Annotated in this window: 2 protein-coding genes, 8 tRNA genes and 11 rRNA genes; all 21 read left to right on the top strand. The window is 51.9% G+C overall.

Translation table 11 applies throughout. The features are described from left to right. Positions 1 to 101: 101 nt before the first annotated feature. The 21 genes from QMY55_RS23315 (at position 102) to QMY55_RS23215 (ending at position 24,905) form a co-directional block, all read left to right on the top strand. Positions 102 to 1,280 (top strand): benzoate/H(+) symporter BenE family transporter, encoded by a 1,179-nt coding sequence (locus QMY55_RS23315; RefSeq protein WP_283486453.1) that lies wholly within the window; start codon positions 102 to 104, stop codon positions 1,278 to 1,280. Between the two features lie 72 nt (positions 1,281 to 1,352). After that, complete coding sequence (gene gshB / locus QMY55_RS23310; RefSeq protein WP_283486452.1) at positions 1,353 to 2,300, top strand: glutathione synthase; 948 nt, start codon at positions 1,353 to 1,355, stop codon at positions 2,298 to 2,300. A gap of 418 nt (positions 2,301 to 2,718) precedes the next feature. Next, positions 2,719 to 4,253: ribosomal RNA gene (locus QMY55_RS23305) — 16S ribosomal RNA — on the top strand. Positions 4,254 to 4,359: 106 nt separating this feature from the next. Next, positions 4,360 to 4,436 (top strand) — tRNA-Ile (locus QMY55_RS23300). A 30-nt stretch (positions 4,437 to 4,466) separates the two neighbouring features. Continuing rightward, positions 4,467 to 4,542 (top strand) — tRNA-Ala (locus tag QMY55_RS23295). 367 nt (positions 4,543 to 4,909) lie between these two features. Next, positions 4,910 to 7,787, top strand: a 23S ribosomal RNA gene (locus QMY55_RS23290). Between the two features lie 175 nt (positions 7,788 to 7,962). After that, positions 7,963 to 8,075 (top strand): 5S ribosomal RNA (rrf, locus tag QMY55_RS23285). A gap of 349 nt (positions 8,076 to 8,424) precedes the next feature. Next, positions 8,425 to 9,959: ribosomal RNA gene (locus QMY55_RS23280) — 16S ribosomal RNA — on the top strand. A 106-nt stretch (positions 9,960 to 10,065) separates the two neighbouring features. Continuing rightward, a tRNA-Ile gene (locus QMY55_RS23275) sits at positions 10,066 to 10,142 on the top strand. A gap of 30 nt (positions 10,143 to 10,172) precedes the next feature. Then, positions 10,173 to 10,248: transfer RNA gene (locus tag QMY55_RS23270), tRNA-Ala, on the top strand. Between the two features lie 367 nt (positions 10,249 to 10,615). After that, positions 10,616 to 13,493 (top strand): 23S ribosomal RNA (locus tag QMY55_RS23265). A gap of 175 nt (positions 13,494 to 13,668) precedes the next feature. Continuing rightward, positions 13,669 to 13,781, top strand: a 5S ribosomal RNA gene (gene rrf, locus QMY55_RS23260). A gap of 349 nt (positions 13,782 to 14,130) precedes the next feature. Further along, positions 14,131 to 15,665 (top strand): 16S ribosomal RNA (locus QMY55_RS23255). 106 nt (positions 15,666 to 15,771) lie between these two features. Continuing rightward, a tRNA-Ile gene (locus QMY55_RS23250) sits at positions 15,772 to 15,848 on the top strand. 30 nt (positions 15,849 to 15,878) lie between these two features. Then, positions 15,879 to 15,954, top strand: a tRNA-Ala gene (locus QMY55_RS23245). A gap of 367 nt (positions 15,955 to 16,321) precedes the next feature. Further along, positions 16,322 to 19,199 (top strand): 23S ribosomal RNA (locus QMY55_RS23240). A 175-nt stretch (positions 19,200 to 19,374) separates the two neighbouring features. After that, positions 19,375 to 19,487 (top strand): 5S ribosomal RNA (rrf, locus tag QMY55_RS23235). Positions 19,488 to 19,836: 349 nt separating this feature from the next. Continuing rightward, positions 19,837 to 21,371, top strand: a 16S ribosomal RNA gene (locus QMY55_RS23230). Positions 21,372 to 21,477: 106 nt separating this feature from the next. Next, positions 21,478 to 21,554: transfer RNA gene (locus tag QMY55_RS23225), tRNA-Ile, on the top strand. A 30-nt stretch (positions 21,555 to 21,584) separates the two neighbouring features. Continuing rightward, positions 21,585 to 21,660: transfer RNA gene (locus QMY55_RS23220), tRNA-Ala, on the top strand. A gap of 367 nt (positions 21,661 to 22,027) precedes the next feature. Then, positions 22,028 to 24,905: ribosomal RNA gene (locus tag QMY55_RS23215) — 23S ribosomal RNA — on the top strand. The 16S, 23S and 5S rRNA genes sit together here with 8 tRNA genes alongside, the layout of an rRNA operon. Positions 24,906 to 24,950: the final 45 nt, after the last annotated feature.

Genomic DNA, 24,950 nt, shown 5'->3' with positions numbered 1-24,950 from the left:
AAAGCGCTGGCAGCTATGTATTCGGTAGTGATGGCGGTCCTCGTGATTCGCGGTCGCCTAAATGGCCCGTCATGAAGCAGGCCTGGTGACAGAATGCGCAGATGCGCTTTTTCAAAGACTTGAGCCCTGCGGCTCTGGCGGCAGGCTTTGTGGCCGTTCTCGTGGGCTTTACCAGTTCGGTGGCCCTGGTGTTCCAGGCGGCTCAGGCATTTCATGCCACGCCGCAGCAGATCACGTCCTGGATCTGGGCTTTGGGTCTGGGCATGGGCCTGTGTTCATTGGTTCCATCCCTGATTTTGCGCATGCCGGTCATGGTGGCCTGGTCCACGCCGGGGGCTGCGGTGCTGGCGACCGCAGGGCTGGCTGGTGGCTTCTCCATGGGGGAGGCGATAGGTGCCTTCATAGTCAGTGCGGCGCTCATCATTCTGGTAGGGGTGACGGGCTGGTTCGAGCGCATCATGAACCGCATACCCATGGAAATCGCCTCGGCGCTGCTGGCGGGGGTGCTGGCCAAGTTCGGCATGCAGGCGTTTTCCGCTGCCGAGACGAACCTGCCTCTGGTGCTGGTCATGCTGCTGGCTTATTTGCTGTCGCGCCGCATGATGCCGCGCTATGCCGTCATCATCACTTTGCTGGTCGGTACCATCTGGGCGGCATTGATGGGGCAGATGCAATGGTCGGCCGTGCATGCAGGGCTGGCGATTCCGGTCTATACGGCACCGGTCTTCTCGCTTCAGGCGCTGGTCAGCCTGGCTCTGCCTTTGTTTGTGGTGACCATGGCCTCCCAGAACCTGCCGGGCGTGGCAGTCATCCGGGCAACAGGCTATCCAATCCCCGTCTCAAAAGTCATCAGCATGACAGGCGTGGCCACTTTGCTGCTGGCCCCTTTCGGCGGCTATGCGCTCAACCTCAGTGCCATCACGGCAGCCATCTGCATGGGGCATGAGGCGCATGAAGATAGAAGCAAGCGCTACACAGCTGCTGCCGTGTGCGGGCTGCTATACATTCTGATTGGCATTTTTGGTGCGGTGGTCACCGGTCTGTTGACGGCTTTCCCGAAAGAGCTGGTGGCGTGCATCGCGGGCCTAGCCTTGCTGGGCTCCATTGGCGGTGGCATGGCCACGGCATTCAAGGAAGAAAAGCATCGTGAGGCGGCGCTCATTACCTTTCTGGTCACCCTCAGCGGTGTGGTCATCGCTGGCGTGGGGTCTGCCTTCTGGGGTGTGGTTGCGGGTAGTCTGGCCTTATTTGTTCAGGGCTTCAGGGCTCGCCAAGCCTGAGCCATCCTGTTCTTCTGTAGTGTTATGCCTGGCTGGGCATGATGCCCATATATCGCAAACGAGTTCATCACCATGCAAATACTGTTCGTCGCAGACCCTCTGGAATCCTTTGTCATCTACAAGGACTCGACCTTTGCCATGATGCGCGAGGCCCAGCGTCGTGGTCATCAGATCGTGGCCTGCCAGCCCAAGGATATTTCCTGGCAAAGTGGCGGCAAGGTCAAGGCGCAGGTGCGCTATATCTCTCTGACTGGTGACAAGAGCCTGTGGTTCACGGAAGCAGACAGCAAAACGGTGGAGTTGGCAGACTTTGGCGCCATCGTCATGCGCAAGGATCCGCCTTTTGACTCCGAGTTCTTCTACGCCACCCATATGTTGAGTCAGGCCGAGCGTGAAGGCGCCAAGGTCTTCAACAAGCCCAGCGCCCTGCGTGAGCATCCGGAAAAGCTGGCCATCATGGAGTTTGCGCAGTTCATCTCGCCGACCCTGGTCACACGCAATGCGCAGGAAATCCGTACCTTTCATGCCGAGCACAAGGACATCATCCTCAAGCCGCTCGACGGTATGGGTGGTATGGGCATCTTCCGGGTCGGGGAAGACGGTCGTAACCTGGGCAGCATCATCGAAACCCTGAACCAGGGCGGTGCCATCAGCGTCATGGTGCAGAAATTCTTGCCTGACATCGTTCATGGCGACAAGCGTGTGCTCGTCATTGGCGGCAAGCCTGTTCCCTTCTGTCTGGCCCGTATTCCTCAAGGCAATGAAGTGCGCGGCAATCTGGCGGCGGGCGGCAAGGGAGTCGCTCAGCCCTTGGTTGAACAGGATCGAGCCATAGCGGAGTACATCGGCAAACGTCTGGTGCAACGTGGACTGTTGCTGATCGGCCTTGATGTCATTGGCCATAACGTCACTGAAATCAACGTCACCAGCCCCACCTGTTTCCAGGAGATCTTTGATCAGACGGGCTGTGATGTGGCGGCGCTGTTCGTTAATGCATTGGAGCAGGCTGCCAAGGGCTGATGCCTGTAAACAAGGCCCGTAGGGCGTGAGCCCTACGGGCCTTGTTTTTGTCACTCGTCAGACTGCGAGTTGCGTGAGGCTCGAAAATCTATGTACAATACGAGACTCGCACCGAGCGGAACGCAATGTTCTGCAAGTTGCTGGGAAGAAAAACTTCCAGGCAATGAAAAACTGTGCTACAATGCAAGGCTTCGCTGATCGCAGCAAGCAACGAGATTTGAAATTGGTTTTGGCTGATTTTGTCTCGGTTCCTTAAAAAAATACAGCCGATAAGCGTGGGCGTTTGGTGGCAAGCAGCCAGTTCTACGGAACAAACTCTTCGGAGTTATCAAACGTTCACAAAAACAGTAATAAAGAAGATTTATCTTCTGATTTCCGTCAAGTGAATGAGCAGTCGAAAGACTTTAAATTCAAGATCGAACTATAGAGTTTGATCCTGGCTCAGATTGAACGCTGGCGGCATGCTTTACACATGCAAGTCGAACGGCAGCACGGACTTCGGTCTGGTGGCGAGTGGCGAACGGGTGAGTAATACATCGGAACGTGCCTAGTAGTGGGGGATAACTACTCGAAAGAGTGGCTAATACCGCATGAGATCTACGGATGAAAGCAGGGGACCTTCGGGCCTTGTGCTACTAGAGCGGCTGATGGCAGATTAGGTAGTTGGTGGGGTAAAGGCTTACCAAGCCTGCGATCTGTAGCTGGTCTGAGAGGACGACCAGCCACACTGGGACTGAGACACGGCCCAGACTCCTACGGGAGGCAGCAGTGGGGAATTTTGGACAATGGGCGCAAGCCTGATCCAGCAATGCCGCGTGCAGGATGAAGGCCCTCGGGTTGTAAACTGCTTTTGTACGGAACGAAAAGCCTGAGGCTAATATCCTCGGGTCATGACGGTACCGTAAGAATAAGCACCGGCTAACTACGTGCCAGCAGCCGCGGTAATACGTAGGGTGCAAGCGTTAATCGGAATTACTGGGCGTAAAGCGTGCGCAGGCGGTTTTGTAAGACAGTGGTGAAATCCCCGGGCTCAACCTGGGAACTGCCATTGTGACTGCAAGGCTAGAGTGCGGCAGAGGGGGATGGAATTCCGCGTGTAGCAGTGAAATGCGTAGATATGCGGAGGAACACCGATGGCGAAGGCAATCCCCTGGGCCTGCACTGACGCTCATGCACGAAAGCGTGGGGAGCAAACAGGATTAGATACCCTGGTAGTCCACGCCCTAAACGATGTCAACTGGTTGTTGGGTCTTAACTGACTCAGTAACGAAGCTAACGCGTGAAGTTGACCGCCTGGGGAGTACGGCCGCAAGGTTGAAACTCAAAGGAATTGACGGGGACCCGCACAAGCGGTGGATGATGTGGTTTAATTCGATGCAACGCGAAAAACCTTACCCACCTTTGACATGTACGGAAGTTACCAGAGATGGTTTCGTGCTCGAAAGAGAACCGTAACACAGGTGCTGCATGGCTGTCGTCAGCTCGTGTCGTGAGATGTTGGGTTAAGTCCCGCAACGAGCGCAACCCTTGCCATTAGTTGCTACATTCAGTTGAGCACTCTAATGGGACTGCCGGTGACAAACCGGAGGAAGGTGGGGATGACGTCAAGTCCTCATGGCCCTTATAGGTGGGGCTACACACGTCATACAATGGCTGGTACAAAGGGTTGCCAACCCGCGAGGGGGAGCTAATCCCATAAAGCCAGTCGTAGTCCGGATCGCAGTCTGCAACTCGACTGCGTGAAGTCGGAATCGCTAGTAATCGTGGATCAGAATGTCACGGTGAATACGTTCCCGGGTCTTGTACACACCGCCCGTCACACCATGGGAGCGGGTCTCGCCAGAAGTAGGTAGCCTAACCGCAAGGAGGGCGCTTACCACGGCGGGGTTCGTGACTGGGGTGAAGTCGTAACAAGGTAGCCGTATCGGAAGGTGCGGCTGGATCACCTCCTTTCTGGAAAAACGCTGCTTAAAATTGAACGTCCACACTTATCGGTTGTTGGAACAAGCCAAGGCCTGGCACTGATCGAAGCAATTCGAGAGGGGCGAGGAATTGGAATGGGTCTGTAGCTCAGCTGGTTAGAGCACTGTGTTGATAACGCAGGGGTCGTTGGTTCGAGCCCAACTAGACCCACCAAAAATTCCAATGTCTGGTGAGAAGGATCCCGGGGGATTAGCTCAGCTGGGAGAGCACCTGCTTTGCAAGCAGGGGGTCGTCGGTTCGATCCCGTCATCCTCCACCAAAAACGGCGCACTAAAAGTGCTACAATCGAAGGCTTCCCAATACAAAAGCAGTCTGCGTCAGACTGCTTTTGTATTGAGATACATCTCAATAGGCTGTTCTTTAAAAATTCATAGAGTCGAAATCAGCGTTGCTGGTGGAAAGCGAAATCGAAAGATATTCGCACCGTGCCGCCAGCAACATTTTGATTGCGTCAAAACAGATATTTTGCGAATGCGAAATTATCTAGTAATGACGAATATTCTCTAAGCTGCATTGAAAGATGCAGCCAAAGATATTCACATTACGGCATAACGCGTGAGGTGCAAGACCTCACCAGTCTTTGAAATCTAGAGCTTTGTGCTTCGCAAGAGGCATCAAAGTTATAGGGTCAAGTGACTAAGAGCATATGGTGGATGCCTTGGCGATGATAGGCGACGAAAGACGTGATAGCCTGCGATAAGCTTCGGGGAGCTGGCAAATAAGCTTTGATCCGGAGATTTCTGAATGGGGGAACCCACCTCGCAAGAGGTATCGCATACTGAATACATAGGTATGCGAAGCGAACCTGGAGAACTGAAACATCTAAGTACCCAGAGGAAAAGACATCAACCGAGATTCCGATAGTAGTGGCGAGCGAATTCGGAAGAGCCTTGCAGTGATAGTCGATCGGTTAACAAAACGGCATGGAAAGGCCGACCATAGTGGGTGATAGTCCCGTATGTGAAAACCGATCGGTGGTACTAGGCTGCAGACAAGTAGGGCGGGGCACGAGAAACCCTGTCTGAATATGGGGGGACCATCCTCCAAGGCTAAATACTCATCATCGACCGATAGTGAACCAGTACCGTGAGGGAAAGGCGAAAAGAACCCCGGGAGGGGAGTGAAATAGATCCTGAAACCGTATGCTTACAAAAAGTCGGAGCCCTTCGGGGTGACGGCGTACCTTTTGTATAATGGGTCAGCGACTTACATTCAGTGGCAAGCTTAACCGAATAGGGGAGGCGAAGAGAAATCGAGTCCGAATAGGGCGACTAGTCGCTGGGTGTAGACCCGAAACCAAGTGATCTATCCATGGCCAGGATGAAGGTGCCGTAACAGGTACTGGAGGTCCGAACCCACTAATGTTGCAAAATTAGGGGATGAGCTGTGGATAGGGGTGAAAGGCTAAACAAACTTGGAAATAGCTGGTTCTCTCCGAAAACTATTTAGGTAGTGCCTCAAGTATTACCGTCGGGGGTAGAGCACTGTTTAGGCTAGGGGGTCATGGCGACTTACCAAACCTATGCAAACTCCGAATACCGACGAGTACAGCTTGGGAGACAGAGCACCGGGTGCTAACGTCCGGACTCAAGAGGGAAACAACCCAGACCGCCAGCTAAGGTCCCTAAAATTGGCTAAGTGGGAAACGAAGTGGGAAGGCTAAAACAGTCAGGATGTTGGCTTAGAAGCAGCCATCATTTAAAGAAAGCGTAATAGCTCACTGATCGAGTCGTCCTGCGCGGAAGATGTAACGGGGCTAAGCCAGTTACCGAAGCTGCGGATGCACAGTTTACTGTGCGTGGTAGGAGAGCGTTCTGTAAGCCTGTGAAGGTGTCTGGTAACGGATGCTGGAGGTATCAGAAGTGCGAATGCTGACATGAGTAGCGTTAAAGGGGGTGAAAAGCCCCCTCGCCGTAAGCGCAAGGTTTCCTACGCAACGTTCATCGGCGTAGGGTGAGTCGGCCCCTAAGGCGAGGCAGAGATGCGTAGCTGATGGGAAACAGGTCAATATTCCTGTACCGATCAATAGTGCGATGTGGGGACGGAGAAGGTTAGCTCAGCCAACTGTTGGATATGTTGGTTCAAGCCTGTAGTCGTGCCTGGTAGGCAAATCCGCCAGGCTGAGATGAGGGGTGATAACGAGTCTGCTTGCAGACGAAGTGAGTGATACCCTGCTTCCAGGAAAAGCCACTAAGCTTCAGCTATTGACGACCGTACCGCAAACCGACACTGGTGCGCGAGATGAGTATTCTAAGGCGCTTGAGAGAACTCAGGAGAAGGAACTCGGCAAATTGACACCGTAACTTCGGGAGAAGGTGTACCCCAAGTCAGTGAAGTTGAACAAACGGAGCTAAAAGGGGTTGCAAAAAATTGGTGGCTGCGACTGTTTAATAAAAACACAGCACTCTGCAAACACGAAAGTGGACGTATAGGGTGTGACGCCTGCCCGGTGCTGGAAGATTAAATGATGGGGTGCAAGCTCTTGATTGAAGTCCCAGTAAACGGCGGCCGTAACTATAACGGTCCTAAGGTAGCGAAATTCCTTGTCGGGTAAGTTCCGACCTGCACGAATGGCGTAACGATGGCCACACTGTCTCCTCCTGAGACTCAGCGAAGTTGAAATGTTTGTGATGATGCAATCTCCCCGCGGAAAGACGGAAAGACCCCATGAACCTTTACTGTAGCTTTGTATTGGACTTTGAACGGATCTGTGTAGGATAGGTGGGAGGCTTTGAAGTGCGGTCGCTAGATCGCATGGAGCCAACGTTGAAATACCACCCTGGTGCGTTTGAGGTTCTAACCTAGGTCCATTATCTGGATCGGGGACAGTGCATGGTAGGCAGTTTGACTGGGGCGGTCTCCTCCCAAAGCGTAACGGAGGAGTTCGAAGGTACGCTAGTTACGGTCGGACATCGTGACGATAGTGCAATGGCATAAGCGTGCTTAACTGCGAGACTGACAAGTCGAGCAGATGCGAAAGCAGGACATAGTGATCCGGTGGTTCTGTATGGAAGGGCCATCGCTCAACGGATAAAAGGTACTCTGGGGATAACAGGCTGATACCGCCCAAGAGTTCATATCGACGGCGGTGTTTGGCACCTCGATGTCGGCTCATCTCATCCTGGGGCTGTAGTCGGTCCCAAGGGTATGGCTGTTCGCCATTTAAAGAGGTACGTGAGCTGGGTTTAAAACGTCGTGAGACAGTTTGGTCCCTATCTTCCGTGGGCGCTGCAGATTTGAGGAAGCCTGCTCCTAGTACGAGAGGACCGGAGTGGACACACCTCTGGTGTACCTGTTGTCACGCCAGTGGCATCGCAGGGTAGCTAAGTGTGGAAGAGATAACCGCTGAAAGCATCTAAGCGGGAAACTCGTTTCAAGATGAGATCTGCCGGGGCCTTGAGCCCCCTGAAGGGTCGTTGTAGACCACGACGTTGATAGGCTGGGTGTGGAAGCGCAGTAATGCGTTAAGCTAACCAGTACTAATTGCCCGTGCGGCTTGACCCTATAACTTTGGGTTGAAGCTCAGAAAATGAAGACGGAATGGATCGAAAGATCGTTCAAGTTATGCCAAGTGATGGCGCAATCGAAAAGCTGATAGAAGACTCTATGAATTCGTTGGAGAGAGAGTAAGGGATTAAGAAGTTAATGCCCAAGCGATCGATCCGACAAAAAGTTTATGCCTGATGACCATAGCGATTTGGTACCACTCCTTCCCATCCCGAACAGGACAGTGAAACGAATTTGCGCCGATGATAGTGCGGGTTCCCGTGTGAAAGTAGGTCATCGTCAGGCTCTTACGCCAAAACGCCTGGCTCACGCCAGGCGTTTTCTTCTCTCTCTTCGGCAAGAGGTGTGAGAAGAAAACGCAAAAGCGTTCTAAAAGCGCCGTGAAAACTGTGCTACAATGCAAGGCTTCGCTGATCGCAGCAAGCAACGAGATTTGAAATTGGTTTTGGCTGATTTTGTCTCGGTTCCTTAAAAAAATACAGCCGATAAGCGTGGGCGTTTGGTGGCAAGCAGCCAGTTCTACGGAACAAACTCTTCGGAGTTATCAAACGTTCACAAAAACAGTAATAAAGAAGATTTATCTTCTGATTTCCGTCAAGTGAATGAGCAGTCGAAAGACTTTAAATTCAAGATCGAACTATAGAGTTTGATCCTGGCTCAGATTGAACGCTGGCGGCATGCTTTACACATGCAAGTCGAACGGCAGCACGGACTTCGGTCTGGTGGCGAGTGGCGAACGGGTGAGTAATACATCGGAACGTGCCTAGTAGTGGGGGATAACTACTCGAAAGAGTGGCTAATACCGCATGAGATCTACGGATGAAAGCAGGGGACCTTCGGGCCTTGTGCTACTAGAGCGGCTGATGGCAGATTAGGTAGTTGGTGGGGTAAAGGCTTACCAAGCCTGCGATCTGTAGCTGGTCTGAGAGGACGACCAGCCACACTGGGACTGAGACACGGCCCAGACTCCTACGGGAGGCAGCAGTGGGGAATTTTGGACAATGGGCGCAAGCCTGATCCAGCAATGCCGCGTGCAGGATGAAGGCCCTCGGGTTGTAAACTGCTTTTGTACGGAACGAAAAGCCTGAGGCTAATATCCTCGGGTCATGACGGTACCGTAAGAATAAGCACCGGCTAACTACGTGCCAGCAGCCGCGGTAATACGTAGGGTGCAAGCGTTAATCGGAATTACTGGGCGTAAAGCGTGCGCAGGCGGTTTTGTAAGACAGTGGTGAAATCCCCGGGCTCAACCTGGGAACTGCCATTGTGACTGCAAGGCTAGAGTGCGGCAGAGGGGGATGGAATTCCGCGTGTAGCAGTGAAATGCGTAGATATGCGGAGGAACACCGATGGCGAAGGCAATCCCCTGGGCCTGCACTGACGCTCATGCACGAAAGCGTGGGGAGCAAACAGGATTAGATACCCTGGTAGTCCACGCCCTAAACGATGTCAACTGGTTGTTGGGTCTTAACTGACTCAGTAACGAAGCTAACGCGTGAAGTTGACCGCCTGGGGAGTACGGCCGCAAGGTTGAAACTCAAAGGAATTGACGGGGACCCGCACAAGCGGTGGATGATGTGGTTTAATTCGATGCAACGCGAAAAACCTTACCCACCTTTGACATGTACGGAAGTTACCAGAGATGGTTTCGTGCTCGAAAGAGAACCGTAACACAGGTGCTGCATGGCTGTCGTCAGCTCGTGTCGTGAGATGTTGGGTTAAGTCCCGCAACGAGCGCAACCCTTGCCATTAGTTGCTACATTCAGTTGAGCACTCTAATGGGACTGCCGGTGACAAACCGGAGGAAGGTGGGGATGACGTCAAGTCCTCATGGCCCTTATAGGTGGGGCTACACACGTCATACAATGGCTGGTACAAAGGGTTGCCAACCCGCGAGGGGGAGCTAATCCCATAAAGCCAGTCGTAGTCCGGATCGCAGTCTGCAACTCGACTGCGTGAAGTCGGAATCGCTAGTAATCGTGGATCAGAATGTCACGGTGAATACGTTCCCGGGTCTTGTACACACCGCCCGTCACACCATGGGAGCGGGTCTCGCCAGAAGTAGGTAGCCTAACCGCAAGGAGGGCGCTTACCACGGCGGGGTTCGTGACTGGGGTGAAGTCGTAACAAGGTAGCCGTATCGGAAGGTGCGGCTGGATCACCTCCTTTCTGGAAAAACGCTGCTTAAAATTGAACGTCCACACTTATCGGTTGTTGGAACAAGCCAAGGCCTGGCACTGATCGAAGCAATTCGAGAGGGGCGAGGAATTGGAATGGGTCTGTAGCTCAGCTGGTTAGAGCACTGTGTTGATAACGCAGGGGTCGTTGGTTCGAGCCCAACTAGACCCACCAAAAATTCCAATGTCTGGTGAGAAGGATCCCGGGGGATTAGCTCAGCTGGGAGAGCACCTGCTTTGCAAGCAGGGGGTCGTCGGTTCGATCCCGTCATCCTCCACCAAAAACGGCGCACTAAAAGTGCTACAATCGAAGGCTTCCCAATACAAAAGCAGTCTGCGTCAGACTGCTTTTGTATTGAGATACATCTCAATAGGCTGTTCTTTAAAAATTCATAGAGTCGAAATCAGCGTTGCTGGTGGAAAGCGAAATCGAAAGATATTCGCACCGTGCCGCCAGCAACATTTTGATTGCGTCAAAACAGATATTTTGCGAATGCGAAATTATCTAGTAATGACGAATATTCTCTAAGCTGCATTGAAAGATGCAGCCAAAGATATTCACATTACGGCATAACGCGTGAGGTGCAAGACCTCACCAGTCTTTGAAATCTAGAGCTTTGTGCTTCGCAAGAGGCATCAAAGTTATAGGGTCAAGTGACTAAGAGCATATGGTGGATGCCTTGGCGATGATAGGCGACGAAAGACGTGATAGCCTGCGATAAGCTTCGGGGAGCTGGCAAATAAGCTTTGATCCGGAGATTTCTGAATGGGGGAACCCACCTCGCAAGAGGTATCGCATACTGAATACATAGGTATGCGAAGCGAACCTGGAGAACTGAAACATCTAAGTACCCAGAGGAAAAGACATCAACCGAGATTCCGATAGTAGTGGCGAGCGAATTCGGAAGAGCCTTGCAGTGATAGTCGATCGGTTAACAAAACGGCATGGAAAGGCCGACCATAGTGGGTGATAGTCCCGTATGTGAAAACCGATCGGTGGTACTAGGCTGCAGACAAGTAGGGCGGGGCACGAGAAACCCTGTCTGAATATGGGGGGACCATCCTCCAAGGCTAAATACTCATCATCGACCGATAGTGAACCAGTACCGTGAGGGAAAGGCGAAAAGAACCCCGGGAGGGGAGTGAAATAGATCCTGAAACCGTATGCTTACAAAAAGTCGGAGCCCTTCGGGGTGACGGCGTACCTTTTGTATAATGGGTCAGCGACTTACATTCAGTGGCAAGCTTAACCGAATAGGGGAGGCGAAGAGAAATCGAGTCCGAATAGGGCGACTAGTCGCTGGGTGTAGACCCGAAACCAAGTGATCTATCCATGGCCAGGATGAAGGTGCCGTAACAGGTACTGGAGGTCCGAACCCACTAATGTTGCAAAATTAGGGGATGAGCTGTGGATAGGGGTGAAAGGCTAAACAAACTTGGAAATAGCTGGTTCTCTCCGAAAACTATTTAGGTAGTGCCTCAAGTATTACCGTCGGGGGTAGAGCACTGTTTAGGCTAGGGGGTCATGGCGACTTACCAAACCTATGCAAACTCCGAATACCGACGAGTACAGCTTGGGAGACAGAGCACCGGGTGCTAACGTCCGGACTCAAGAGGGAAACAACCCAGACCGCCAGCTAAGGTCCCTAAAATTGGCTAAGTGGGAAACGAAGTGGGAAGGCTAAAACAGTCAGGATGTTGGCTTAGAAGCAGCCATCATTTAAAGAAAGCGTAATAGCTCACTGATCGAGTCGTCCTGCGCGGAAGATGTAACGGGGCTAAGCCAGTTACCGAAGCTGCGGATGCACAGTTTACTGTGCGTGGTAGGAGAGCGTTCTGTAAGCCTGTGAAGGTGTCTGGTAACGGATGCTGGAGGTATCAGAAGTGCGAATGCTGACATGAGTAGCGTTAAAGGGGGTGAAAAGCCCCCTCGCCGTAAGCGCAAGGTTTCCTACGCAACGTTCATCGGCGTAGGGTGAGTCGGCCCCTAAGGCGAGGCAGAGATGCGTAGCTGATGGGAAACAGGTCAATATTCCTGTACCGATCAATAGTGCGATGTGGGGACGGAGAAGGTTAGCTCAGCCAACTGTTGGATATGTTGGTTCAAGCCTGTAGTCGTGCCTGGTAGGCAAATCCGCCAGGCTGAGATGAGGGGTGATAACGAGTCTGCTTGCAGACGAAGTGAGTGATACCCTGCTTCCAGGAAAAGCCACTAAGCTTCAGCTATTGACGACCGTACCGCAAACCGACACTGGTGCGCGAGATGAGTATTCTAAGGCGCTTGAGAGAACTCAGGAGAAGGAACTCGGCAAATTGACACCGTAACTTCGGGAGAAGGTGTACCCCAAGTCAGTGAAGTTGAACAAACGGAGCTAAAAGGGGTTGCAAAAAATTGGTGGCTGCGACTGTTTAATAAAAACACAGCACTCTGCAAACACGAAAGTGGACGTATAGGGTGTGACGCCTGCCCGGTGCTGGAAGATTAAATGATGGGGTGCAAGCTCTTGATTGAAGTCCCAGTAAACGGCGGCCGTAACTATAACGGTCCTAAGGTAGCGAAATTCCTTGTCGGGTAAGTTCCGACCTGCACGAATGGCGTAACGATGGCCACACTGTCTCCTCCTGAGACTCAGCGAAGTTGAAATGTTTGTGATGATGCAATCTCCCCGCGGAAAGACGGAAAGACCCCATGAACCTTTACTGTAGCTTTGTATTGGACTTTGAACGGATCTGTGTAGGATAGGTGGGAGGCTTTGAAGTGCGGTCGCTAGATCGCATGGAGCCAACGTTGAAATACCACCCTGGTGCGTTTGAGGTTCTAACCTAGGTCCATTATCTGGATCGGGGACAGTGCATGGTAGGCAGTTTGACTGGGGCGGTCTCCTCCCAAAGCGTAACGGAGGAGTTCGAAGGTACGCTAGTTACGGTCGGACATCGTGACGATAGTGCAATGGCATAAGCGTGCTTAACTGCGAGACTGACAAGTCGAGCAGATGCGAAAGCAGGACATAGTGATCCGGTGGTTCTGTATGGAAGGGCCATCGCTCAACGGATAAAAGGTACTCTGGGGATAACAGGCTGATACCGCCCAAGAGTTCATATCGACGGCGGTGTTTGGCACCTCGATGTCGGCTCATCTCATCCTGGGGCTGTAGTCGGTCCCAAGGGTATGGCTGTTCGCCATTTAAAGAGGTACGTGAGCTGGGTTTAAAACGTCGTGAGACAGTTTGGTCCCTATCTTCCGTGGGCGCTGCAGATTTGAGGAAGCCTGCTCCTAGTACGAGAGGACCGGAGTGGACACACCTCTGGTGTACCTGTTGTCACGCCAGTGGCATCGCAGGGTAGCTAAGTGTGGAAGAGATAACCGCTGAAAGCATCTAAGCGGGAAACTCGTTTCAAGATGAGATCTGCCGGGGCCTTGAGCCCCCTGAAGGGTCGTTGTAGACCACGACGTTGATAGGCTGGGTGTGGAAGCGCAGTAATGCGTTAAGCTAACCAGTACTAATTGCCCGTGCGGCTTGACCCTATAACTTTGGGTTGAAGCTCAGAAAATGAAGACGGAATGGATCGAAAGATCGTTCAAGTTATGCCAAGTGATGGCGCAATCGAAAAGCTGATAGAAGACTCTATGAATTCGTTGGAGAGAGAGTAAGGGATTAAGAAGTTAATGCCCAAGCGATCGATCCGACAAAAAGTTTATGCCTGATGACCATAGCGATTTGGTACCACTCCTTCCCATCCCGAACAGGACAGTGAAACGAATTTGCGCCGATGATAGTGCGGGTTCCCGTGTGAAAGTAGGTCATCGTCAGGCTCTTACGCCAAAACGCCTGGCTCACGCCAGGCGTTTTCTTCTCTCTCTTCGGCAAGAGGTGTGAGAAGAAAACGCAAAAGCGTTCTAAAAGCGCCGTGAAAACTGTGCTACAATGCAAGGCTTCGCTGATCGCAGCAAGCAACGAGATTTGAAATTGGTTTTGGCTGATTTTGTCTCGGTTCCTTAAAAAAATACAGCCGATAAGCGTGGGCGTTTGGTGGCAAGCAGCCAGTTCTACGGAACAAACTCTTCGGAGTTATCAAACGTTCACAAAAACAGTAATAAAGAAGATTTATCTTCTGATTTCCGTCAAGTGAATGAGCAGTCGAAAGACTTTAAATTCAAGATCGAACTATAGAGTTTGATCCTGGCTCAGATTGAACGCTGGCGGCATGCTTTACACATGCAAGTCGAACGGCAGCACGGACTTCGGTCTGGTGGCGAGTGGCGAACGGGTGAGTAATACATCGGAACGTGCCTAGTAGTGGGGGATAACTACTCGAAAGAGTGGCTAATACCGCATGAGATCTACGGATGAAAGCAGGGGACCTTCGGGCCTTGTGCTACTAGAGCGGCTGATGGCAGATTAGGTAGTTGGTGGGGTAAAGGCTTACCAAGCCTGCGATCTGTAGCTGGTCTGAGAGGACGACCAGCCACACTGGGACTGAGACACGGCCCAGACTCCTACGGGAGGCAGCAGTGGGGAATTTTGGACAATGGGCGCAAGCCTGATCCAGCAATGCCGCGTGCAGGATGAAGGCCCTCGGGTTGTAAACTGCTTTTGTACGGAACGAAAAGCCTGAGGCTAATATCCTCGGGTCATGACGGTACCGTAAGAATAAGCACCGGCTAACTACGTGCCAGCAGCCGCGGTAATACGTAGGGTGCAAGCGTTAATCGGAATTACTGGGCGTAAAGCGTGCGCAGGCGGTTTTGTAAGACAGTGGTGAAATCCCCGGGCTCAACCTGGGAACTGCCATTGTGACTGCAAGGCTAGAGTGCGGCAGAGGGGGATGGAATTCCGCGTGTAGCAGTGAAATGCGTAGATATGCGGAGGAACACCGATGGCGAAGGCAATCCCCTGGGCCTGCACTGACGCTCATGCACGAAAGCGTGGGGAGCAAACAGGATTAGATACCCTGGTAGTCCACGCCCTAAACGATGTCAACTGGTTGTTGGGTCTTAACTGACTCAGTAACGAAGCTAACGCGTGAAGTTGACCGCCTGGGGAGTACGGCCGCAAGGTTGAAACTCAAAGGAATTGACGGGGACCCGCACAAGCGGTGGATGATGTGGTTTAATTCGATGCAACGCGAAAAACCTTACCCACCTTTGACATGTACGGAAGTTACCAGAGATGGTTTCGTGCTCGAAAGAGAACCGTAACACAGGTGCTGCATGGCTGTCGTCAGCTCGTGTCGTGAGATGTTGGGTTAAGTCCCGCAACGAGCGCAACCCTTGCCATTAGTTGCTACATTCAGTTGAGCACTCTAATGGGACTGCCGGTGACAAACCGGAGGAAGGTGGGGATGACGTCAAGTCCTCATGGCCCTTATAGGTGGGGCTACACACGTCATACAATGGCTGGTACAAAGGGTTGCCAACCCGCGAGGGGGAGCTAATCCCATAAAGCCAGTCGTAGTCCGGATCGCAGTCTGCAACTCGACTGCGTGAAGTCGGAATCGCTAGTAATCGTGGATCAGAATGTCACGGTGAATACGTTCCCGGGTCTTGTACACACCGCCCGTCACACCATGGGAGCGGGTCTCGCCAGAAGTAGGTAGCCTAACCGCAAGGAGGGCGCTTACCACGGCGGGGTTCGTGACTGGGGTGAAGTCGTAACAAGGTAGCCGTATCGGAAGGTGCGGCTGGATCACCTCCTTTCTGGAAAAACGCTGCTTAAAATTGAACGTCCACACTTATCGGTTGTTGGAACAAGCCAAGGCCTGGCACTGATCGAAGCAATTCGAGAGGGGCGAGGAATTGGAATGGGTCTGTAGCTCAGCTGGTTAGAGCACTGTGTTGATAACGCAGGGGTCGTTGGTTCGAGCCCAACTAGACCCACCAAAAATTCCAATGTCTGGTGAGAAGGATCCCGGGGGATTAGCTCAGCTGGGAGAGCACCTGCTTTGCAAGCAGGGGGTCGTCGGTTCGATCCCGTCATCCTCCACCAAAAACGGCGCACTAAAAGTGCTACAATCGAAGGCTTCCCAATACAAAAGCAGTCTGCGTCAGACTGCTTTTGTATTGAGATACATCTCAATAGGCTGTTCTTTAAAAATTCATAGAGTCGAAATCAGCGTTGCTGGTGGAAAGCGAAATCGAAAGATATTCGCACCGTGCCGCCAGCAACATTTTGATTGCGTCAAAACAGATATTTTGCGAATGCGAAATTATCTAGTAATGACGAATATTCTCTAAGCTGCATTGAAAGATGCAGCCAAAGATATTCACATTACGGCATAACGCGTGAGGTGCAAGACCTCACCAGTCTTTGAAATCTAGAGCTTTGTGCTTCGCAAGAGGCATCAAAGTTATAGGGTCAAGTGACTAAGAGCATATGGTGGATGCCTTGGCGATGATAGGCGACGAAAGACGTGATAGCCTGCGATAAGCTTCGGGGAGCTGGCAAATAAGCTTTGATCCGGAGATTTCTGAATGGGGGAACCCACCTCGCAAGAGGTATCGCATACTGAATACATAGGTATGCGAAGCGAACCTGGAGAACTGAAACATCTAAGTACCCAGAGGAAAAGACATCAACCGAGATTCCGATAGTAGTGGCGAGCGAATTCGGAAGAGCCTTGCAGTGATAGTCGATCGGTTAACAAAACGGCATGGAAAGGCCGACCATAGTGGGTGATAGTCCCGTATGTGAAAACCGATCGGTGGTACTAGGCTGCAGACAAGTAGGGCGGGGCACGAGAAACCCTGTCTGAATATGGGGGGACCATCCTCCAAGGCTAAATACTCATCATCGACCGATAGTGAACCAGTACCGTGAGGGAAAGGCGAAAAGAACCCCGGGAGGGGAGTGAAATAGATCCTGAAACCGTATGCTTACAAAAAGTCGGAGCCCTTCGGGGTGACGGCGTACCTTTTGTATAATGGGTCAGCGACTTACATTCAGTGGCAAGCTTAACCGAATAGGGGAGGCGAAGAGAAATCGAGTCCGAATAGGGCGACTAGTCGCTGGGTGTAGACCCGAAACCAAGTGATCTATCCATGGCCAGGATGAAGGTGCCGTAACAGGTACTGGAGGTCCGAACCCACTAATGTTGCAAAATTAGGGGATGAGCTGTGGATAGGGGTGAAAGGCTAAACAAACTTGGAAATAGCTGGTTCTCTCCGAAAACTATTTAGGTAGTGCCTCAAGTATTACCGTCGGGGGTAGAGCACTGTTTAGGCTAGGGGGTCATGGCGACTTACCAAACCTATGCAAACTCCGAATACCGACGAGTACAGCTTGGGAGACAGAGCACCGGGTGCTAACGTCCGGACTCAAGAGGGAAACAACCCAGACCGCCAGCTAAGGTCCCTAAAATTGGCTAAGTGGGAAACGAAGTGGGAAGGCTAAAACAGTCAGGATGTTGGCTTAGAAGCAGCCATCATTTAAAGAAAGCGTAATAGCTCACTGATCGAGTCGTCCTGCGCGGAAGATGTAACGGGGCTAAGCCAGTTACCGAAGCTGCGGATGCACAGTTTACTGTGCGTGGTAGGAGAGCGTTCTGTAAGCCTGTGAAGGTGTCTGGTAACGGATGCTGGAGGTATCAGAAGTGCGAATGCTGACATGAGTAGCGTTAAAGGGGGTGAAAAGCCCCCTCGCCGTAAGCGCAAGGTTTCCTACGCAACGTTCATCGGCGTAGGGTGAGTCGGCCCCTAAGGCGAGGCAGAGATGCGTAGCTGATGGGAAACAGGTCAATATTCCTGTACCGATCAATAGTGCGATGTGGGGACGGAGAAGGTTAGCTCAGCCAACTGTTGGATATGTTGGTTCAAGCCTGTAGTCGTGCCTGGTAGGCAAATCCGCCAGGCTGAGATGAGGGGTGATAACGAGTCTGCTTGCAGACGAAGTGAGTGATACCCTGCTTCCAGGAAAAGCCACTAAGCTTCAGCTATTGACGACCGTACCGCAAACCGACACTGGTGCGCGAGATGAGTATTCTAAGGCGCTTGAGAGAACTCAGGAGAAGGAACTCGGCAAATTGACACCGTAACTTCGGGAGAAGGTGTACCCCAAGTCAGTGAAGTTGAACAAACGGAGCTAAAAGGGGTTGCAAAAAATTGGTGGCTGCGACTGTTTAATAAAAACACAGCACTCTGCAAACACGAAAGTGGACGTATAGGGTGTGACGCCTGCCCGGTGCTGGAAGATTAAATGATGGGGTGCAAGCTCTTGATTGAAGTCCCAGTAAACGGCGGCCGTAACTATAACGGTCCTAAGGTAGCGAAATTCCTTGTCGGGTAAGTTCCGACCTGCACGAATGGCGTAACGATGGCCACACTGTCTCCTCCTGAGACTCAGCGAAGTTGAAATGTTTGTGATGATGCAATCTCCCCGCGGAAAGACGGAAAGACCCCATGAACCTTTACTGTAGCTTTGTATTGGACTTTGAACGGATCTGTGTAGGATAGGTGGGAGGCTTTGAAGTGCGGTCGCTAGATCGCATGGAGCCAACGTTGAAATACCACCCTGGTGCGTTTGAGGTTCTAACCTAGGTCCATTATCTGGATCGGGGACAGTGCATGGTAGGCAGTTTGACTGGGGCGGTCTCCTCCCAAAGCGTAACGGAGGAGTTCGAAGGTACGCTAGTTACGGTCGGACATCGTGACGATAGTGCAATGGCATAAGCGTGCTTAACTGCGAGACTGACAAGTCGAGCAGATGCGAAAGCAGGACATAGTGATCCGGTGGTTCTGTATGGAAGGGCCATCGCTCAACGGATAAAAGGTACTCTGGGGATAACAGGCTGATACCGCCCAAGAGTTCATATCGACGGCGGTGTTTGGCACCTCGATGTCGGCTCATCTCATCCTGGGGCTGTAGTCGGTCCCAAGGGTATGGCTGTTCGCCATTTAAAGAGGTACGTGAGCTGGGTTTAAAACGTCGTGAGACAGTTTGGTCCCTATCTTCCGTGGGCGCTGCAGATTTGAGGAAGCCTGCTCCTAGTACGAGAGGACCGGAGTGGACACACCTCTGGTGTACCTGTTGTCACGCCAGTGGCATCGCAGGGTAGCTAAGTGTGGAAGAGATAACCGCTGAAAGCATCTAAGCGGGAAACTCGTTTCAAGATGAGATCTGCCGGGGCCTTGAGCCCCCTGAAGGGTCGTTGTAGACCACGACGTTGATAGGCTGGGTGTGGAAGCGCAGTAATGCGTTAAGCTAACCAGTACTAATTGCCCGTGCGGCTTGACCCTATAACTTTGGGTTGAAGCTCAGAAAATGAAGACGGAATGGATCGAAAGATCGTTCAAGTTATGCCAAGTGATGGCGCAATCGAAAAGCTGATAGAAGACTCTATGAATTCGTTGGAGAGAGAGTAAGGGATTAAGAAGTTAATGCCCAAGCGATCGATCCGACAAAAAGTTTATGCCTGATGACCATAGCGATTTGGTACCACTCCTTCCCATCCCGAACAGGACAGTGAAACGAATTTGCGCCGATGATAGTGCGGGTTCCCGTGTGAAAGTAGGTCATCGTCAGGCTCTTACGCCAAAACGCCTGGCTCACGCCAGGCGTTTTCTTCTCTCTCTTCGGCAAGAGGTGTGAGAAGAAAACGCAAAAGCGTTCTAAAAGCGCCGTGAAAACTGTGCTACAATGCAAGGCTTCGCTGATCGCAGCAAGCAACGAGATTTGAAATTGGTTTTGGCTGATTTTGTCTCGGTTCCTTAAAAAAATACAGCCGATAAGCGTGGGCGTTTGGTGGCAAGCAGCCAGTTCTACGGAACAAACTCTTCGGAGTTATCAAACGTTCACAAAAACAGTAATAAAGAAGATTTATCTTCTGATTTCCGTCAAGTGAATGAGCAGTCGAAAGACTTTAAATTCAAGATCGAACTATAGAGTTTGATCCTGGCTCAGATTGAACGCTGGCGGCATGCTTTACACATGCAAGTCGAACGGCAGCACGGACTTCGGTCTGGTGGCGAGTGGCGAACGGGTGAGTAATACATCGGAACGTGCCTAGTAGTGGGGGATAACTACTCGAAAGAGTGGCTAATACCGCATGAGATCTACGGATGAAAGCAGGGGACCTTCGGGCCTTGTGCTACTAGAGCGGCTGATGGCAGATTAGGTAGTTGGTGGGGTAAAGGCTTACCAAGCCTGCGATCTGTAGCTGGTCTGAGAGGACGACCAGCCACACTGGGACTGAGACACGGCCCAGACTCCTACGGGAGGCAGCAGTGGGGAATTTTGGACAATGGGCGCAAGCCTGATCCAGCAATGCCGCGTGCAGGATGAAGGCCCTCGGGTTGTAAACTGCTTTTGTACGGAACGAAAAGCCTGAGGCTAATATCCTCGGGTCATGACGGTACCGTAAGAATAAGCACCGGCTAACTACGTGCCAGCAGCCGCGGTAATACGTAGGGTGCAAGCGTTAATCGGAATTACTGGGCGTAAAGCGTGCGCAGGCGGTTTTGTAAGACAGTGGTGAAATCCCCGGGCTCAACCTGGGAACTGCCATTGTGACTGCAAGGCTAGAGTGCGGCAGAGGGGGATGGAATTCCGCGTGTAGCAGTGAAATGCGTAGATATGCGGAGGAACACCGATGGCGAAGGCAATCCCCTGGGCCTGCACTGACGCTCATGCACGAAAGCGTGGGGAGCAAACAGGATTAGATACCCTGGTAGTCCACGCCCTAAACGATGTCAACTGGTTGTTGGGTCTTAACTGACTCAGTAACGAAGCTAACGCGTGAAGTTGACCGCCTGGGGAGTACGGCCGCAAGGTTGAAACTCAAAGGAATTGACGGGGACCCGCACAAGCGGTGGATGATGTGGTTTAATTCGATGCAACGCGAAAAACCTTACCCACCTTTGACATGTACGGAAGTTACCAGAGATGGTTTCGTGCTCGAAAGAGAACCGTAACACAGGTGCTGCATGGCTGTCGTCAGCTCGTGTCGTGAGATGTTGGGTTAAGTCCCGCAACGAGCGCAACCCTTGCCATTAGTTGCTACATTCAGTTGAGCACTCTAATGGGACTGCCGGTGACAAACCGGAGGAAGGTGGGGATGACGTCAAGTCCTCATGGCCCTTATAGGTGGGGCTACACACGTCATACAATGGCTGGTACAAAGGGTTGCCAACCCGCGAGGGGGAGCTAATCCCATAAAGCCAGTCGTAGTCCGGATCGCAGTCTGCAACTCGACTGCGTGAAGTCGGAATCGCTAGTAATCGTGGATCAGAATGTCACGGTGAATACGTTCCCGGGTCTTGTACACACCGCCCGTCACACCATGGGAGCGGGTCTCGCCAGAAGTAGGTAGCCTAACCGCAAGGAGGGCGCTTACCACGGCGGGGTTCGTGACTGGGGTGAAGTCGTAACAAGGTAGCCGTATCGGAAGGTGCGGCTGGATCACCTCCTTTCTGGAAAAACGCTGCTTAAAATTGAACGTCCACACTTATCGGTTGTTGGAACAAGCCAAGGCCTGGCACTGATCGAAGCAATTCGAGAGGGGCGAGGAATTGGAATGGGTCTGTAGCTCAGCTGGTTAGAGCACTGTGTTGATAACGCAGGGGTCGTTGGTTCGAGCCCAACTAGACCCACCAAAAATTCCAATGTCTGGTGAGAAGGATCCCGGGGGATTAGCTCAGCTGGGAGAGCACCTGCTTTGCAAGCAGGGGGTCGTCGGTTCGATCCCGTCATCCTCCACCAAAAACGGCGCACTAAAAGTGCTACAATCGAAGGCTTCCCAATACAAAAGCAGTCTGCGTCAGACTGCTTTTGTATTGAGATACATCTCAATAGGCTGTTCTTTAAAAATTCATAGAGTCGAAATCAGCGTTGCTGGTGGAAAGCGAAATCGAAAGATATTCGCACCGTGCCGCCAGCAACATTTTGATTGCGTCAAAACAGATATTTTGCGAATGCGAAATTATCTAGTAATGACGAATATTCTCTAAGCTGCATTGAAAGATGCAGCCAAAGATATTCACATTACGGCATAACGCGTGAGGTGCAAGACCTCACCAGTCTTTGAAATCTAGAGCTTTGTGCTTCGCAAGAGGCATCAAAGTTATAGGGTCAAGTGACTAAGAGCATATGGTGGATGCCTTGGCGATGATAGGCGACGAAAGACGTGATAGCCTGCGATAAGCTTCGGGGAGCTGGCAAATAAGCTTTGATCCGGAGATTTCTGAATGGGGGAACCCACCTCGCAAGAGGTATCGCATACTGAATACATAGGTATGCGAAGCGAACCTGGAGAACTGAAACATCTAAGTACCCAGAGGAAAAGACATCAACCGAGATTCCGATAGTAGTGGCGAGCGAATTCGGAAGAGCCTTGCAGTGATAGTCGATCGGTTAACAAAACGGCATGGAAAGGCCGACCATAGTGGGTGATAGTCCCGTATGTGAAAACCGATCGGTGGTACTAGGCTGCAGACAAGTAGGGCGGGGCACGAGAAACCCTGTCTGAATATGGGGGGACCATCCTCCAAGGCTAAATACTCATCATCGACCGATAGTGAACCAGTACCGTGAGGGAAAGGCGAAAAGAACCCCGGGAGGGGAGTGAAATAGATCCTGAAACCGTATGCTTACAAAAAGTCGGAGCCCTTCGGGGTGACGGCGTACCTTTTGTATAATGGGTCAGCGACTTACATTCAGTGGCAAGCTTAACCGAATAGGGGAGGCGAAGAGAAATCGAGTCCGAATAGGGCGACTAGTCGCTGGGTGTAGACCCGAAACCAAGTGATCTATCCATGGCCAGGATGAAGGTGCCGTAACAGGTACTGGAGGTCCGAACCCACTAATGTTGCAAAATTAGGGGATGAGCTGTGGATAGGGGTGAAAGGCTAAACAAACTTGGAAATAGCTGGTTCTCTCCGAAAACTATTTAGGTAGTGCCTCAAGTATTACCGTCGGGGGTAGAGCACTGTTTAGGCTAGGGGGTCATGGCGACTTACCAAACCTATGCAAACTCCGAATACCGACGAGTACAGCTTGGGAGACAGAGCACCGGGTGCTAACGTCCGGACTCAAGAGGGAAACAACCCAGACCGCCAGCTAAGGTCCCTAAAATTGGCTAAGTGGGAAACGAAGTGGGAAGGCTAAAACAGTCAGGATGTTGGCTTAGAAGCAGCCATCATTTAAAGAAAGCGTAATAGCTCACTGATCGAGTCGTCCTGCGCGGAAGATGTAACGGGGCTAAGCCAGTTACCGAAGCTGCGGATGCACAGTTTACTGTGCGTGGTAGGAGAGCGTTCTGTAAGCCTGTGAAGGTGTCTGGTAACGGATGCTGGAGGTATCAGAAGTGCGAATGCTGACATGAGTAGCGTTAAAGGGGGTGAAAAGCCCCCTCGCCGTAAGCGCAAGGTTTCCTACGCAACGTTCATCGGCGTAGGGTGAGTCGGCCCCTAAGGCGAGGCAGAGATGCGTAGCTGATGGGAAACAGGTCAATATTCCTGTACCGATCAATAGTGCGATGTGGGGACGGAGAAGGTTAGCTCAGCCAACTGTTGGATATGTTGGTTCAAGCCTGTAGTCGTGCCTGGTAGGCAAATCCGCCAGGCTGAGATGAGGGGTGATAACGAGTCTGCTTGCAGACGAAGTGAGTGATACCCTGCTTCCAGGAAAAGCCACTAAGCTTCAGCTATTGACGACCGTACCGCAAACCGACACTGGTGCGCGAGATGAGTATTCTAAGGCGCTTGAGAGAACTCAGGAGAAGGAACTCGGCAAATTGACACCGTAACTTCGGGAGAAGGTGTACCCCAAGTCAGTGAAGTTGAACAAACGGAGCTAAAAGGGGTTGCAAAAAATTGGTGGCTGCGACTGTTTAATAAAAACACAGCACTCTGCAAACACGAAAGTGGACGTATAGGGTGTGACGCCTGCCCGGTGCTGGAAGATTAAATGATGGGGTGCAAGCTCTTGATTGAAGTCCCAGTAAACGGCGGCCGTAACTATAACGGTCCTAAGGTAGCGAAATTCCTTGTCGGGTAAGTTCCGACCTGCACGAATGGCGTAACGATGGCCACACTGTCTCCTCCTGAGACTCAGCGAAGTTGAAATGTTTGTGATGATGCAATCTCCCCGCGGAAAGACGGAAAGACCCCATGAACCTTTACTGTAGCTTTGTATTGGACTTTGAACGGATCTGTGTAGGATAGGTGGGAGGCTTTGAAGTGCGGTCGCTAGATCGCATGGAGCCAACGTTGAAATACCACCCTGGTGCGTTTGAGGTTCTAACCTAGGTCCATTATCTGGATCGGGGACAGTGCATGGTAGGCAGTTTGACTGGGGCGGTCTCCTCCCAAAGCGTAACGGAGGAGTTCGAAGGTACGCTAGTTACGGTCGGACATCGTGACGATAGTGCAATGGCATAAGCGTGCTTAACTGCGAGACTGACAAGTCGAGCAGATGCGAAAGCAGGACATAGTGATCCGGTGGTTCTGTATGGAAGGGCCATCGCTCAACGGATAAAAGGTACTCTGGGGATAACAGGCTGATACCGCCCAAGAGTTCATATCGACGGCGGTGTTTGGCACCTCGATGTCGGCTCATCTCATCCTGGGGCTGTAGTCGGTCCCAAGGGTATGGCTGTTCGCCATTTAAAGAGGTACGTGAGCTGGGTTTAAAACGTCGTGAGACAGTTTGGTCCCTATCTTCCGTGGGCGCTGCAGATTTGAGGAAGCCTGCTCCTAGTACGAGAGGACCGGAGTGGACACACCTCTGGTGTACCTGTTGTCACGCCAGTGGCATCGCAGGGTAGCTAAGTGTGGAAGAGATAACCGCTGAAAGCATCTAAGCGGGAAACTCGTTTCAAGATGAGATCTGCCGGGGCCTTGAGCCCCCTGAAGGGTCGTTGTAGACCACGACGTTGATAGGCTGGGTGTGGAAGCGCAGTAATGCGTTAAGCTAACCAGTACTAATTGCCCGTGCGGCTTGACCCTATAACTTTGGGTTGAAGCTCAGAAAATGAAGACGGAATGGATCGA

It is taken from the genome of Comamonas resistens, from assembly GCF_030064165.1.
In the GTDB taxonomy this organism is placed as follows: Bacteria; Pseudomonadota; Gammaproteobacteria; order Burkholderiales; family Burkholderiaceae_C; genus Comamonas; species Comamonas resistens.
This window is presented reverse-complemented; position numbering and strand designations above follow the sequence as displayed.

What these genes read in the sequence shown, in the direction of transcription:
- QMY55_RS23315 (WP_283486453.1), top strand. Translation starts at nt 102, where the DNA reads ATGCGCTTTTTCAAAGACTTGAGCCCTGCGGCTCTGGCGGCAGGCTTT.
- gshB (WP_283486452.1), top strand. Translation starts at nt 1,353, where the DNA reads ATGCAAATACTGTTCGTCGCAGACCCTCTGGAATCCTTTGTCATCTAC.